Source organism: Methanobrevibacter sp., from assembly GCF_045126245.1.
GTDB lineage: Archaea > Methanobacteriota > Methanobacteria > Methanobacteriales > Methanobacteriaceae > Methanocatella.
On the sequence record NZ_JBGVOG010000125.1, the window covers coordinates 1 to 13,268 of the forward strand.

A 13,268-nucleotide genomic window follows, 5' to 3' on the forward strand; every position below is an offset into this window, starting at 1 on the left:
AACGGAATCATAAATCAACAATACATCAGAGTTTGTGCCAACGCCCCTTTGAAGCCTGATTTTTGCGGCTTCCCTAGATTCAGGAGCATGTTCCAAAATTTCTTCCTCACTTAAAAATGCAGGATTAGGTTCAACTATAAATTTTAAATCAGAAACTGTTTCAATACAGCTTAATTGATTTCCTTTACCGTCATAAACCTTTAATTCATCATATTTTAAGGGAGATTTCAATTTGTCTATTTCACTAGTTTTTGAGTTTTCAATAACCATCGCAATTCTCCAATGAACAATATATTTAGATATATTTATATTAATGTTTTTAAATATTTGTATTTAAATTGTTAATATATTTAAAGATTTCAGGTGATTTGATGGAGTTTATAGACTTATTGCTCAAAAGAAGAAGCGTGCGTAAATTCAGTGAAGAGAATGTTGCAAAAAAAGACCTTGACAGAATTCTGCAGGCAGGTCTTTTAGCCCCGACAAGCAGAAACAGAAAGCCATGCAATTTTTTGATTGTGGAAAACAGGGACACACTTAAAAGGTTATCCGAATCCAAAAAAACAGGTGCGGAAATGCTGGCAAATTCAAGCAAGGCTATTGTTGTTGTTGCAAACGCCCTAATTTCAGATACCTGGATTGAGGACTCTTCAATAGCCCTTGGATATATGCATCTGATGGCTGCAAGTTTGGATGTCGGCAGCTGCTGGGTTCAAATACACTTAAGACAGACTGCTGAGGGCAAAGATTCAGAAGAAGTTGTAAAGGACATAATCGGCATTGACGATTATTTCAGGGTAGTGGGAATACTTGCACTCGGAATGCCTGCAAGTGAAGTAAAGCCGCATACTCTTGAGGAGATGGATAAAGGTAGAATTCACTTTTTAGTTTAATTTTACTTTTTTAATCCTCTTTCAGTTCATTTAAAACAAATTCAGTAGTTTCCTTAACGACTTTTGAGGCTTCAAAAAACTTCTCTTTTTCATAATCATTCATATGAATAGGCACAATCATTGCTATTCCATTTTTTGATAAGACAACCGGAACCCCCAATGATACACCTTCAACACCCTCGATTTGGCCATCGAGATATGTGCTGACAGTTAAGATTTTATGGCTATCTGTAATTACTGTTGAAATCAAGTTTGAAATCGCATATGAAGGACCGTATTCCGTAGCCCCCTTCTTGCTGATGATGGTATTTCCAGCATTCTTAAGCCTTTTAATGAGCCTTTTCACATCAACATCAACTTCACGAATGAAATACTTTAAGGGAATACCCCCTATGGTTGTTGAACTTAAAAGAGGGACCATATGGTCTCCATGCTCACCTATTACCCTTGTATGAACCTCAGAACTGTTGATGTTTAAAAATCTTGAAAAATAATTTTTCAGCCTTAAGGAATCCAGGTGGTTTCCTATTCCAATAACTCTATTCTTATCAAATCCGGAGTATTCCAATGCCACTGTAGTCATTACGTCAACAGGATTTGTCGCAACCAGAATTATAGAATCGGGTGCATGAAGGGCAATCTGTTTAGCATAGGCCCTTACAATCTTTGCGTTTGGAACTGCCAAATCACGCCTGTTCATTCCTTCCTCTCTTGGAGCGCCCGCAGTAATCAATACAATAGCAGAATCGGCAATATCATTAAAATCAGAAGTTGGAGTTAATGTGCAGTCAATATCCTCTGCCGCCAAAGCGTCATACATGTCAAATGTTTCTCCCCTAGCTTTTTCAACACTTTGGGGTCTTGCATATAAAACTATTTCATCAACCGTATCGGCCCGTGCCAATGTGAAGGCAACATTTTTACCGATTACACCAGTTGATCCTAAAATACTTACCTTTACCATATTTATATTTTGTAAATTATTCTATAAAAAACTTTAATAATTTAAATATTTTATGAAAACAATTTTAAACATCTAAAATAAACCACATCATAACAATTATTGGCAAAAAATAAACAAAATAATTAAATATCATAAAATCATTAACTACATTTAACAAGTATTAAGGAGATAAAATCATGGATTTCATTCTAGTTTTAGCTAAAATATATCCTAAAGAAGGTTGTAAAGACACAGTCATTGAATTGTCAGATGATTTGATAGAAAATACTCTTTCTGAAGAAGGAAACATTGACTATCAATTGTTGGAATCTTTAAAAGATGACACATTAACATTTGTTGAAAAATGGCAATCACCAGATGCATTGAAAAAACATATGGCATCCCCTCACTTCCAAAACTTCGGTAGTGAAACCCAAGACTTTGTCAAAAAGATGGACATCCAGGTTATAGGCGCTGAAGAGCTTTCCCTATAATTCTTCTATTTTTTAATTTTTTCCTGAAAATTTTTTTAGATATGGAATTTTATTTAAAACCCATAAAATCACCAGACTTATTATTAAAGTTAAAAATACCAAAATTGGAATCCAGATCAATGGATTTTGATTATTCAAAACTATCATTTTTGAAATATTCACTTTCAAACGGTGCAATACAACATAATGGCACAAATAAATTCCGAAACTGTATGCACTGATTATGCTGAGGACTTGTCCTATTGCCTTATTTTCAATGTTTTGTGAAATGCCGGTTTTTGAGAGATACTTGAAAAATAGGAACAGACTTACAGAAATCAGAAGAATCAACAGATTGAAATATCCTGAATATATGAACCTGCCATGTGACATTGACACAGGCACTACATAAGCGAATATATACCAGAAATATGATGCCAAAAATAAGGCGAGTGTTACTAATGCAATCTTATACGGGCTTATTTTATCTGAAAGGAAATTGAAGTTTACCAGACAGTATCCGATTATTATATAGCTCATGAATGACAGGAAATATATGATTTTTGAGCCATATGGACTGAAAAAGCCAAAATGAACTATCATTATATAAAGAATTGATAAAACCGCTAAAAAGCCAATGAACTTATTGTCGAAATTTTCATATCTTTTACTGCCTATGCTTATTGCCTTATTGATAAGAAATATTGCAAAATATGCTATAATTATCATCCAGATAAACCAGAATGCAACTCCCAATGTCCCAGATGTTCCGAAGAATATGTCAATGGCTGCACTCCAGTCAATTCCATGATAAATGTAAACAAATGAGTAAATGACATATATTGCAACCCAAAAGAAAAACGGAATCAGCAATCTTGATAGTCTTCTTTTAAAAAAATCCTTAAAGGAATCCTCCCTGTTTAAAAGAAGCGCCCCACTAATCATTACGAAAATGGGTATGGAGAAATCCCTAAAGCAATCGAAAAATGCCGATATATACAATAGACTGCTACCCATATTGCTATAAACAAAGGATACGGATACATGGCAGAATATTATTCCGATAATTGCCAATGCCCTTAACTCATCCAAATAAAAAATTCTTGTTTTACTCATAAAAAATCAATCAAATATACTTTTCAAGTGCATTTTTAGCCGCTTTTGAAAGGAGATCATTATTATATAATTCCCGTACCTCCTCTTTTGTAAACCATTTATATTCATCATGCTCTTCACTAATCTGAACTTCACTGACATCAGCCGTTACTTTCATTATAAGCTGAATGGATTTCACCTGTTCGTTTGTCTTGCACGCAGTGTAGTTATTCTGGATAGCATTGAATAGTGATTCTATGGTAATTTCAATTCCGGTTTCCTCAATGAATTCCCTTCTGAGTGCATCATCAAAAAATTCTCCCTTCTTGACCTTACCTCCCGGAATTTCCCATTTGCTTGCATCATGACTTGATTTTGACCTGACTTTAAGAAGCAGAACCTTGCCTTCCACCTCGCATATTCCCCTAACGGCTAATCCCCATATGTCCTTCATCTTAACACCTTTATAAGTATATATTATCAGTAACTATTAAATTTTTACTAAAAGATTGAATAAGATATTTCAAAAAAAGAAGAATTAAAATAAATGAAAAACATATCTTTTTATATGAAAATCTTCATTAATACAGATGATTACAAGGTTATTTCTTCAAAAACAAAGGAAAAATTAGTTGAAATTGCAAAAAAATTGAATATTGAAGTAATAAGTGAAATTGATGATGCGGATATTATTATCTCAATCGGTGGAGACGGCACATTTCTTGAATCCTCAAGATTGACTTGTGGAAAACCAATCATTGGAATAAACACAGGCAGTTTGGGATACCTTACTGAAATTTCTCCCGAAAATATTGAAAATGCCCTAAAAGACATTTTGAACAATGACTATTATATTGAAGAAAGGATAATGCTTGAAGGGGAAATCATTAAAAAAAGCGGTGAAATCATCAAAATACCTCCAGCACTAAATGAAATAGCTATTTCAAAAAACACACTTGGAGTGGTTAGATTTGATGTTAATATTAATGAAAAACTAATCAATTCATATACCGCAGACGGAATGATTGTATGTACCCCTACAGGTTCGACTGCCTACAACCTGTCCTGCGGGGGCCCTATCGTTGATCCTACCGCAAATATAATTACCCTAACGCCAATAGCTCCCCACAGCATACTCAACAGAAGCCTTTCCTTGTCCGACACTTCAGTCGTGGACATCAAAATAACAGAACTCAGAAACAATACGGCAGCTTACGCTCTATACGATGGCATCCCAATTGAAATATTCTGCGAAGATATAATTCGAATTAGAAAATCAGACAAAACAACCAGAATAATCAAACTTGAAAACAGAAGCTTCATCGATACTATTCGTGAAAATATCAATTGACCGTAATGCAATCGTTCGGACAGATTGCCACACAAACCCTGCAGCTTTTGCAAACCTGAGAATCCCGTACTGACATAATGTCATCCGCCAAAATCAAAACATTATTGGGGCATGCGATGGAACATTTCTCACATCCATCACAACCAGCCGAATTGATGTCGATGTGGGATTCTACAACTTCCTCAATCTTATTTTTCTTGTTTCTCTTAAAAAAAGACCCTAAACCCATTTAAATCAAAAAATAAAAAAAAAGTTTTAATTTAACTTAAAACTTTTTACCAAGTTCATATGCTTCTTTCAGCTTGTCTTCCTGCTCTTCTGCAACGATTCCCGCAGGACCGGCACTGCCTGCATCCACATGGCCGATAACATCATATCCCATGAATGTGAATGGTGAAAACTTGGTAAGTTCAATGTAGTCTGCATATGTTCCTTCAGGCTGGTTTTCAGTGAAAATTAAAGCGGCCTTACCGGATAAGCTTTTGTCAGGATTTTGACCTATGCTGTAGAATCTGTCAATGATTAATTTGCCCTGAGCTGACATCTGACCATAGTAAATCGGAGTTGCAAATATCACACCGTCAGCAGCAACCAAATCATTTAGAATTTTGTTTCCGTCATCATCGCGGACACATTCAGGGTGTTCAGCACAGTACATGCATGCCTTACATGGGGCGATGTCTTCACCTTCAAGGTAATATTTGACTACTTCGCCACCGTTTTCTTCAATACCCTTTATCATTTCATCCATCAATACGTCACAATTTCCGCCTTTACGTGGGCTTGCTTGTAGTGCTATAATTTTCATTTTTATTATCTCCAATTAATTGATAATAATAGTTTATTTAAAAAAATATATAAATATTAGTTAACTGCTTAAATTAATTATATATACTTAAAAATCAAATAAAGTAATTAGGTGAGAATTTATGAAGAAGCTATACGCTTTGCTTATGATTCTAATTGTTATTTATGTAGGAATGAATGTTAGTGTTAACGGATTTGATATCCTAACTCCAAAAGCTGAACCAAATCAGGATACTGGTTTTCCAGAACTTGACAACTTTACCGAAACTGTAATAAATGATACTGCCGTCAGATATTTGGATAACAAAACAGGAGTCAACATCGAACTTGAAGAAATCAGCAACTCCACAAACATTACAGCCATTTATCAGAATCTGGCTAATGGAAGTTCATATACTTCAAGTCAGCAAATAGACCAAAAGGGAGTTACCGTTTATTTCCTGTACAATGAAGGCAGTGCGAATTATAATACAGACATTTACTTCAACAAAAACGGTAAAAACTACCATATGAGTGGATACAACACCACTTATGCAAACAGTGATTATTTCATTAACCACTGTAAGCAACTTATAGATACAATCTAATAAAGTTTAATTTAATGAGAGTTCATCTCTCAAAACCTATTTTTTTTTAAAAAAAACTTCAAAACCTATTTTAAAAACTTTCAACATAAATTATTTTATGAAATTATCGAAATCGAAAGTCAACTCATATCTCAAGTGTCCGTTGGAATTTAAGTTTCAATACATCGATGAAATTGAAGTTCCGGAAAATGAATATATGGCTCTTGGAAGCGACGTTCACCTTATTGCCGAGAAATTTACCGAAAAGTTCGGTGACGACATTTCAGATATCGACACATACAACGAACTTCTGAAAATAGCTCATGAATTGGATATGGGATATGACCTGACCACGCATATTGATAATTTAAGCTCTTTTTTTGATGAGATATTCTCTGAAAACAACTATTCTCTCTTTTCAAATGAGGAATATCTGCTTGATGAGGAAAACAGATTTTCAGGAATATGCGACATTATCCTGGAAGATGAGAACAATGAACTTGTAGTTATTGACTATAAGACAAGCAAATCAAGCTCATTTTCCAAATACCGAAGGGAATTGTGCTACTACAAGCTCCTTGTCGAAAATGTATACAATAGAAAAGTTTCTGCAGTGGGCGTGTTCTTCACAAAAAACGGCAGATTAAGACTGTTGGATGTATGTGAAGAAGACAACAAGCGCAAATACCTCAATCAAAATGAAATCGATGAAGCCGTGGATACATTGAGACATGTTAGGCAAAGCATCAACAATGGAAAATTTCCTGCCCGAAAACAGTTCCTGTGCAGGTACTGCACATACAAGGACATCTGCGATGATTACCTATAGCCATTTTTTTGTAAAAAATTATATCGATGAACGAACAAATCTATTTATATGAACATTCTAATAATTGGGGCTGGTGCAGTCGGAATAGGTCTTGCGGCATCAGTCAAGTCACAGGGCGCAGACATTTCAATTTTTGCAAGGGGAAAAACCGCCTGCGCAATCAGGGAAAATGGAATTGAAAGATGCGGGTTGTTTGCACACTATTCCTTTGGCAGTGAAGAAATCAATGTTTATGAGGATTATGAAAGCATCGAAAGTGACCTTTTCGATTATGTCTTTATTACAAGCAAAACCACCGCAAATGAGGATATTGCTCAAAACCTGAATCAAAACAAAAGGATATTGAAGGAAAACGGGAAGATAATCATTTTCCAGAACGGGTTTGGAAACGATGAATACTATCTCAAATACTTTTCCAAAAAGGAAGTTTTCTCTGCACGGGTGATAACCGGTTTTAGACGTCCGAAAAGGCACATCAGTGAAGTGACAGTATACACCGAACCTATTCTAATCGGATCTCTACAGCATGAAAGCCCAGAAAGCCTGGAGGAAATAGCTGATATGATTACCGATTCGGGAATCATATGTGAACTTACAGACGAAGTGGATAAATACCTATGGGCAAAGATGCTTTACAACTGCGCACTCAATCCACTAGGTGCTATACTTGATGTGAATTACGGAAAACTGACCGAAAGCGAATATTCCAGACAGATTATGGACAAGATAATAGATGAAATATTTGAAGTCATAAATGCAGCTGGATACTCCACCCTTTGGGATTCATCAGATGAATACAAAGACATATTCTACTCCAAGCTTGTCCCGGATACATATGGGCACTACTCCTCAACCCACCAGGACATCCAAAGGAAAATAAAAACCGAAATCGAATCGTTGAATGGCAAGGTCATCGAATTGGGAATGAAAAATAATGTTGATGTAAGTGCAAACAGAATTATCTATAACCTAATCAAAACTATTGAAAATGACTTCAAATAACCGATTCAATACTAAACCTTTATATATATTGAAAATTAAAATAGTATTGTTCATATTGTTATATACTATTTTTTTATAATATGAACAATGGTGATGGTTGAAATGAGCATTCGTTTGTATTCCTTTAGTGGTGTTTAGGAAGAGAATGTTCATTTGTTTTTAAAAACTTATTTTATAATTTATATTACTGTGATATTATGAGCGAACTTAAAGAATTAGTAGAAAAATTTATTGAAATTGATGATGATTTAAACGAAAAAATCGAAAATGCTCTTGATAAGAATGATGAACTTGACGAGTCCTTTGAAGAGGATAACAAGGAACAGCTCGAAGAGTTAGGTGAAATCTACCATGAAATCGAACATCAGGTATTCCATGAAGAGTTCATCGTCGTGTTGAATGCGAAAAGCGAAGACAAGGAAATAGTTGCATTGATCATTAGTGAAGAAGATGACGAAAAAGAGGAATTTGTAATTCCTGTTTATACTGATGAAGCAGAAGCCGATGAAGCTATTGAAGTGTTTAAAGAACAGTTCGGTGAAAATGAGTTCATCTGCGACAAGCAAATAGGTAATGAAATCATTAGCGATTATGCTGAAGATGAAGGCTTTGTAGGTCTTGCAATCAATGCGCCTCAATGGGACTTCGTTATTGGCGGCGAAGACGTTCACGATTGTTGTGAGTAGATATGAACCCTAAAGATTATGAAGATTATCAGAAAAACAATGTGAAAGCTTCCAAAAGCCAGCTTAAGGATTATATCCAAATTTATGCGGATATGGCTAAAAAGCTTAAGAGTGAAGATGCAGTTGAGCTTGAAGCTGTTAAAACAAACATTAAAAACACATATCCTAAAGAGATTTACTTTACATTGGTTGATGAAATAGACAGACCCGTCAAACTTACTCTAACAGAGTCAAGCAAAGAATATATCATCCCAATATTTACAGACATTAGGGAATATGCTGTCGGAAGCGCCAAGATATCAAGTCTATTTTTGGATAAACTGGAAATGAAGGTATTGACTCCAGATGACATTTCCAAAATAGCTGAAGAGGACAAATATTTCCAGGGATTTGTCATTAATCCCCACTCACAAAACTTCAATATGGACAGAAACGGAAACTTTTAAAATTCATTACCTTTTGGATGCTATAATCATTCTTGGCATATGGTGCAAAGGCAATTCTATTTTTAAATCCAAAGACTTGATTAAAGCTTCTGCACCAACTCTCGAATTAGGCATGAATTCATAAGTAGTCTTTGGAACAATAATCAAACCGCCTATTTTAACTTTATCCAAAATTTCCAAAAATATAGTTACAGTACCATAATCCTGTATATCCATTAAACTTTTGTTTAAATTAACAATGACACAGTCAAATTTTCCGTTAAGTTCTTTTATATTTTCAGGGCTCACTTGCAATATGTCTAAATCTTCAAACACATTATCTGTAACCAATAAACCTGTTCCGTAATCGGTAGCCTGATTACATAGAGATTCAATGTCGCCATAAATTTCATCCTGCTCAACGTGAATCTCATTTTCATCTTCTTCACTCAACACCAGTTGAAAGGCTTTTCTTTCAATATCACGTAAAAGATTGACATCTTTATAAACCTGATATGGATTTTCATGAACCAAATAAACATCCCCGCAGCTTGTTTCCATGTCTTGTGTTTTTAAAAATGGTTGGGCTTCGGTTATTTGAGTAATCCTGGTTTTATAATGACTTTTTAATTTAGTGCTGATGTTTTCAATTGGTGCAGACTTGGCAATCATATCCTTTGGAACAATGAAAGATTTGATGACCCCCTTGGCAAATAGTTCATATTTCTTTTTTCGTTCATGATTAAATTTATCCGGATTTAAATAGGAATCCAGGGAACTGTCAGTTTCATGTTGACCGGAAATCCTATCTAAAAAATTTGCCTCCATATTGCCTCCATGCGGCCTGCAATTCACCTCAATTAAAACTGGTCCATTTTCATCAAGCATATACTCACCATGAACCGGACCATATTGAATTCCTAAAGCATCACATACATCATAGGCATATTCGACAATTTCTGATTCGCCAAGAGTCAATTCATCAACAGTTTCATCATAATCATAAATATGACCCCCTTCAGATGTATTAACCTTATTATACTTCCAGATTGTAGTTACACGATGGACACCCTTGCAGGATACAGTATTTACCACATATTCCACACCATCAATAAATTCCTGAATCAATATGCCATTTATATCATTTCCATAAACGCCCTTCAATGAAAATAATTCATCAATATCCCTAATCATCTCCTGTTTATTCATACAGATCTTAACGCCAACAGATGCCGCACTGTAAACAGGTTTTACAACAACCTTTTTCAAGCCTTCCCTTTCATAATAGTCAATGGCTTCCTCCACTGATTTGACAACGTTTCCCTTAATGCAGCGAAGGCCGTTTTCAGCCAAACGATTATGCATTTCATCTTTTAAAGTCATCGCATCAATATTTTCAATAGGATTGCATAAAAGATTCAAATCATTGGATAATCTGGTGGCCAGTATTACCCCTTCTTCAGTTCCTGGAACAATCAATAAGGGATCATATGCCTTAACCATTTCAAGTGTTTCTTCATAGGAATCCTTTTCATAAATCAAATCAAAATCATTATCTATCAAATCATAACAGCTTCTAACATCCTCGATGTAATGTTTTGCTTCATCTGAGTCATTTTGAAGCTTCAATTCCAAAATAATGGGATTGTGATTTCTATCGATAATGTCTTGAACATAATTAATACCCGTCGACATGCATTGAACAATGATTATATTACTCATGATTACCACTTATTTATAATAATTTAAGAATGAAATAATATTAAGCTATTCCCTTTTTAATTTTTAATTGTAATTACAGTATTGTTTAAACCTAAAATTTGCGAAAACTCTATATCATCGGCTATTTCATTTAATTTTGAAATATATACAGAGTCCAAATCAATATCCTCCTTTGGATTGTAGCTAATTCCAGAATTTTTAATTGAAATTCTCATAGAATCATCTTTTTCACGAATTATTATATCAATAAAATCCACCTTTTCGTTTGCATCAATAATATAAAATACAATTTCCTCAAGAGCCGAACTTACAGGATAGGCAAATCTGGAATCAGATAAAAACTTTTTAACCTCCTTGGATAAGTTAATGGCATCCTCTTTATTTCCCTCAATTGTAAATTCAAACCTGCGCTCATTGTCATCATAACGTCTGTTTAGGAAAAATCCGGAATATTCGCCGTCTGTCTTTCGGGCAATATATCTGGAATATATGAAAATGAACAATAGTGTCAATAGTTCAGCCGCTACGAATGAAATCCAAAAACCGTACACACCAAAAAGGCCTGACAATACATATGCTAAAATCACAGGAAGAATAAACCCTTCAAGAAGTATGATTAAATTCGCCAACTTATTAAACTCCACGGATTGGGCATAGAATAAATACATGTAATTTATGCTGAATCCTAAAATACTTAAAGAGAATATTCTAATAACATTCAACACCGTAGGAATATAATTTGGATTGGTTACATTGAATATGAACAGTACTGTTTGCGGGAAAATTAAAAACAGCAATGTGAAGAATATTCCGAATGCAATAACTATCTTTAGGGACTTATCAACAACATATTTTACACCATTATAATCCTCTTCATTATAATAAACCGTTACAATAGGCAAAAGTGCCTGAGAAGTACCTAGAATGAATATTTCCACCAAAAATATAGTGTTCTGACACATGTTCAATGCTGAAAGACCAAGTTCTCCCAAATATATGCTTATCAATGAATTCAAAAATAAAAATTTCAACGCTATATACAATGGTATTGAAGAAATTGAGAATCCCGCTTTACAAATACCTGCCAAATAGCCGGTTATCTGTGAAAATTTTACTTTAATGAATTTTAATGATCTTTGAGGATTGAAGAAATATACGGTGATATAAATTGCCGATACGACTGAACCTAACGTGAGTGCAAGTCCAGCTCCTGAAATTCCCATGTTTAAGAACTTCATGAATACTACATCAAAAATCATATTTATGAGATTGCAAATCAAAAAAGCATTGAATTGTAGTTTAATAAAACCATCTGTTTTAACGAAATAAGCTAAACATACCATATATGACATGAATAAAAATCCTGGTATAGCCATATAATAATATTCACTGATAAATGCTTTCAAGAGATTAGAATCTGTTAACGACCCAATTATGAAATCAGGAAAAGCATAACAGAATAAGGTCAAACATAAAATGGCGATTACTGTAGTTACAATTGAAATCGTAAATATGGCATTTGCTTTTTCATCATCAAAATCTGTTTTTGCACCCGTGCATAAAATACTGCCGCCTATTCCCATCATCCAATAGATTACATTTTCAAAAGACAACAGAGGCTGCATGCTTTGAACAACAGACAAATATATGGGGCCCATAAAAAGGCTAATGAAAAATGCATCAACAATAATTGCAAAATTGCCTGCTATTGAGGCCATCAATGTTGGAAAAAACAATTTTTTGAAGTTATTATTCAATAGCTTAAAATTTCTCTCATATTCCATTATTATCTTCAGTCCAGCACTTCTTTTGTGTATTGTTTTTCTTGATTAAAAACATACTTCAAAACTATATTTGATTTGGGAATATAAAAATATTATTTTAAATATGAAAAAATTAAATTTTTAAAAAAAAAAGCAGCTAAAAATCAGAATAATGATACAATAATAGAAAAAATTGGAAATCGATTAAATCTCTTCATCATCAATTTCCTCATCATCGATTACATCCTGGGAATAATATTTATATCTGTAAGACATCTTGAAACCGGACATAACCTCTCTTTTAGGTCGTCTTTTACGTCTAATAACAGGAGCATGGGCATCCTTAAATTGTTTTTGATAAGGTTTGGCCAAACATTTGTTTTCACGATAATATGTAGCATTCCTATGTCGGGCATGGGGTGCCTTATACATCCTTTTTCTAAGCAATCTCCTGCTACTTGTAACACGTCTTATCACAAAAATCACTTATCTGTTTCTATTCTTATTTTTTGTTGCAGATTTATCTAAAGTAGCTTGAATTTCATCGATTCTTTCGACAACCACTTTAATAGCTTGTTCTCCTTGACGGGTAGGATTGATTCCTTGTTCAACAAGCAATGCATCTCTAATATCTCTTAATCTATCAATAGAGTCGATTTTCAAAATATTAAAGTAAAAAAATGACTAATTCCTCCATTATTAATTATATTTTT

At 34.1% G+C, this 13,268-nt stretch carries 18 protein-coding genes; 8 read left to right on the forward strand and 10 right to left on the reverse strand.

Going from position 1 to position 13,268, the window contains the following annotated elements; genetic code table 11:
* Positions 1-270 (reverse strand): hypothetical protein (locus ACJMLZ_RS08920; protein WP_405305271.1); only part of this gene is annotated, 270 nt, incomplete at its 3' end.
* 101 nt (positions 271-371) lie between these two features.
* Here ACJMLZ_RS08920 and ACJMLZ_RS08925 point away from each other — a divergent pair.
* Positions 372-893 (forward strand): nitroreductase family protein, encoded by a 522-nt coding sequence (locus ACJMLZ_RS08925; RefSeq protein ID WP_405305272.1) that lies wholly within the window; start codon positions 372-374, stop codon positions 891-893.
* A gap of 10 nt (positions 894-903) precedes the next feature.
* Here ACJMLZ_RS08925 and ACJMLZ_RS08930 read toward each other — a convergent pair whose 3' ends face one another.
* On the reverse strand, positions 904-1,857 hold the full coding sequence (locus tag ACJMLZ_RS08930; RefSeq protein WP_405305273.1) for a malate dehydrogenase: 954 nt from the start codon (positions 1,855-1,857) through the stop codon (positions 904-906).
* Between the two features lie 176 nt (positions 1,858-2,033).
* On the opposite strand from ACJMLZ_RS08930, the gene ACJMLZ_RS08935 reads away from it, so the two are divergent.
* Positions 2,034-2,330, forward strand: coding sequence for a putative quinol monooxygenase (locus tag ACJMLZ_RS08935; protein WP_405305274.1), 297 nt, complete (start codon positions 2,034-2,036; stop codon positions 2,328-2,330).
* A gap of 12 nt (positions 2,331-2,342) precedes the next feature.
* On the opposite strand, the gene ACJMLZ_RS08940 is transcribed toward ACJMLZ_RS08935, so the two are convergent.
* Together ACJMLZ_RS08940 and ACJMLZ_RS08945 are read right to left on the reverse strand one after the other, a co-directional pair.
* Positions 2,343-3,425 carry an acyltransferase gene (locus ACJMLZ_RS08940; RefSeq protein ID WP_405305275.1) on the reverse strand — a complete coding sequence of 361 codons (1,083 nt, stop codon included), beginning with the start codon at positions 3,423-3,425 and terminating at the stop codon, positions 2,343-2,345.
* A 10-nt stretch (positions 3,426-3,435) separates the two neighbouring features.
* Positions 3,436-3,858, reverse strand: coding sequence for an NUDIX domain-containing protein (locus ACJMLZ_RS08945; protein ID WP_405305276.1), 423 nt, complete (start codon positions 3,856-3,858; stop codon positions 3,436-3,438).
* A 93-nt stretch (positions 3,859-3,951) separates the two neighbouring features.
* On the opposite strand from ACJMLZ_RS08945, the gene ACJMLZ_RS08950 reads away from it, so the two are divergent.
* On the forward strand, positions 3,952-4,755 hold the full coding sequence (locus ACJMLZ_RS08950) for an NAD(+)/NADH kinase (RefSeq protein WP_405305277.1): 804 nt from the start codon (positions 3,952-3,954) through the stop codon (positions 4,753-4,755).
* Here the strand turns inward: ACJMLZ_RS08950 and ACJMLZ_RS08955 are convergent.
* Both ACJMLZ_RS08955 and ACJMLZ_RS08960 read right to left on the reverse strand, forming a co-directional pair.
* Positions 4,748-4,984: a 4Fe-4S dicluster domain-containing protein gene (locus ACJMLZ_RS08955; RefSeq protein WP_405305278.1), complete on the reverse strand. Its 237-nt coding sequence runs from the start codon at positions 4,982-4,984 to the stop codon at positions 4,748-4,750. The genes ACJMLZ_RS08950 and ACJMLZ_RS08955 overlap by 8 nt on opposite strands.
* A 36-nt stretch (positions 4,985-5,020) precedes the next feature.
* Positions 5,021-5,563, reverse strand: coding sequence for a flavodoxin family protein (locus ACJMLZ_RS08960; protein WP_405305279.1), 543 nt, complete (start codon positions 5,561-5,563; stop codon positions 5,021-5,023).
* Between the two features lie 121 nt (positions 5,564-5,684).
* Between ACJMLZ_RS08960 and ACJMLZ_RS08965 the strand changes: the two genes are divergently transcribed.
* The 5 genes from ACJMLZ_RS08965 (at position 5,685) to ACJMLZ_RS08985 (ending at position 9,091) form a co-directional block, all read left to right on the forward strand.
* The gene (locus ACJMLZ_RS08965) at positions 5,685-6,149 is read left to right on the forward strand and encodes a hypothetical protein (RefSeq protein WP_405305280.1); all 465 of its coding nucleotides are present in this window, start codon (positions 5,685-5,687) and stop codon (positions 6,147-6,149) included.
* A gap of 97 nt (positions 6,150-6,246) precedes the next feature.
* A complete protein-coding gene (locus ACJMLZ_RS08970; RefSeq protein ID WP_405305281.1) occupies positions 6,247-6,957 on the forward strand; it encodes a PD-(D/E)XK nuclease family protein in 711 nt (236 codons plus the stop codon).
* 48 nt (positions 6,958-7,005) lie between these two features.
* A complete protein-coding gene (locus ACJMLZ_RS08975) occupies positions 7,006-7,959 on the forward strand; it encodes a ketopantoate reductase family protein (RefSeq protein WP_405305282.1) in 954 nt (317 codons plus the stop codon).
* Positions 7,960-8,156: 197 nt separating this feature from the next.
* Positions 8,157-8,645: a hypothetical protein gene (locus ACJMLZ_RS08980; RefSeq protein WP_405305283.1), complete on the forward strand. Its 489-nt coding sequence runs from the start codon at positions 8,157-8,159 to the stop codon at positions 8,643-8,645.
* Positions 8,646-8,647: 2 nt separating this feature from the next.
* Complete coding sequence (locus tag ACJMLZ_RS08985; RefSeq protein ID WP_405305284.1) at positions 8,648-9,091, forward strand: hypothetical protein; 444 nt, start codon at positions 8,648-8,650, stop codon at positions 9,089-9,091.
* A gap of 6 nt (positions 9,092-9,097) precedes the next feature.
* Here ACJMLZ_RS08985 and ACJMLZ_RS08990 read toward each other — a convergent pair whose 3' ends face one another.
* The 4 genes from ACJMLZ_RS08990 to ACJMLZ_RS09005 all read right to left on the reverse strand — a co-directional run bounded on the left by ACJMLZ_RS08990 (position 9,098) and on the right by ACJMLZ_RS09005 (position 13,221).
* On the reverse strand, positions 9,098-10,792 hold the full coding sequence (locus tag ACJMLZ_RS08990; RefSeq protein WP_405305285.1) for an ATP-grasp domain-containing protein: 1,695 nt from the start codon (positions 10,790-10,792) through the stop codon (positions 9,098-9,100).
* A 56-nt stretch (positions 10,793-10,848) separates the two neighbouring features.
* Positions 10,849-12,576 (reverse strand): MATE family efflux transporter, encoded by a 1,728-nt coding sequence (locus ACJMLZ_RS08995; protein ID WP_405305286.1) that lies wholly within the window; start codon positions 12,574-12,576, stop codon positions 10,849-10,851.
* Positions 12,577-12,759: 183 nt separating this feature from the next.
* Positions 12,760-13,032: a hypothetical protein gene (locus ACJMLZ_RS09000; protein WP_405305287.1), complete on the reverse strand. Its 273-nt coding sequence runs from the start codon at positions 13,030-13,032 to the stop codon at positions 12,760-12,762.
* 9 nt (positions 13,033-13,041) lie between these two features.
* Positions 13,042-13,221 carry a hypothetical protein gene (locus ACJMLZ_RS09005; RefSeq protein WP_405305288.1) on the reverse strand — a complete coding sequence of 60 codons (180 nt, stop codon included), beginning with the start codon at positions 13,219-13,221 and terminating at the stop codon, positions 13,042-13,044.
* Positions 13,222-13,268 lie beyond the last annotated feature (47 nt).

Bases quoted from the DNA above. Each gene is read 5' to 3' on its own strand.
- ACJMLZ_RS08925 (WP_405305272.1), top strand. From the start codon at position 372: ATGGAGTTTATAGACTTATTGCTCAAAAGAAGAAGCGTGCGTAAATTC.
- ACJMLZ_RS08930 (WP_405305273.1), bottom strand. From the start codon at position 1,857: ATGGTAAAGGTAAGTATTTTAGGATCAACTGGTGTAATCGGTAAAAAT.
- ACJMLZ_RS08935 (WP_405305274.1), top strand. From the start codon at position 2,034: ATGGATTTCATTCTAGTTTTAGCTAAAATATATCCTAAAGAAGGTTGT.
- ACJMLZ_RS08940 (WP_405305275.1), bottom strand. From the start codon at position 3,425: ATGAGTAAAACAAGAATTTTTTATTTGGATGAGTTAAGGGCATTGGCA.
- ACJMLZ_RS08945 (WP_405305276.1), bottom strand. From the start codon at position 3,858: ATGAAGGACATATGGGGATTAGCCGTTAGGGGAATATGCGAGGTGGAA.
- ACJMLZ_RS08950 (WP_405305277.1), top strand. From the start codon at position 3,952: ATGAAAAACATATCTTTTTATATGAAAATCTTCATTAATACAGATGAT.
- ACJMLZ_RS08955 (WP_405305278.1), bottom strand. From the start codon at position 4,984: ATGGGTTTAGGGTCTTTTTTTAAGAGAAACAAGAAAAATAAGATTGAG.
- ACJMLZ_RS08960 (WP_405305279.1), bottom strand. From the start codon at position 5,563: ATGAAAATTATAGCACTACAAGCAAGCCCACGTAAAGGCGGAAATTGT.
- ACJMLZ_RS08965 (WP_405305280.1), top strand. From the start codon at position 5,685: ATGAAGAAGCTATACGCTTTGCTTATGATTCTAATTGTTATTTATGTA.
- ACJMLZ_RS08970 (WP_405305281.1), top strand. From the start codon at position 6,247: ATGAAATTATCGAAATCGAAAGTCAACTCATATCTCAAGTGTCCGTTG.
- ACJMLZ_RS08975 (WP_405305282.1), top strand. From the start codon at position 7,006: ATGAACATTCTAATAATTGGGGCTGGTGCAGTCGGAATAGGTCTTGCG.
- ACJMLZ_RS08980 (WP_405305283.1), top strand. From the start codon at position 8,157: ATGAGCGAACTTAAAGAATTAGTAGAAAAATTTATTGAAATTGATGAT.
- ACJMLZ_RS08985 (WP_405305284.1), top strand. From the start codon at position 8,648: ATGAACCCTAAAGATTATGAAGATTATCAGAAAAACAATGTGAAAGCT.
- ACJMLZ_RS08990 (WP_405305285.1), bottom strand. From the start codon at position 10,792: ATGAGTAATATAATCATTGTTCAATGCATGTCGACGGGTATTAATTAT.
- ACJMLZ_RS08995 (WP_405305286.1), bottom strand. From the start codon at position 12,576: ATGGAATATGAGAGAAATTTTAAGCTATTGAATAATAACTTCAAAAAA.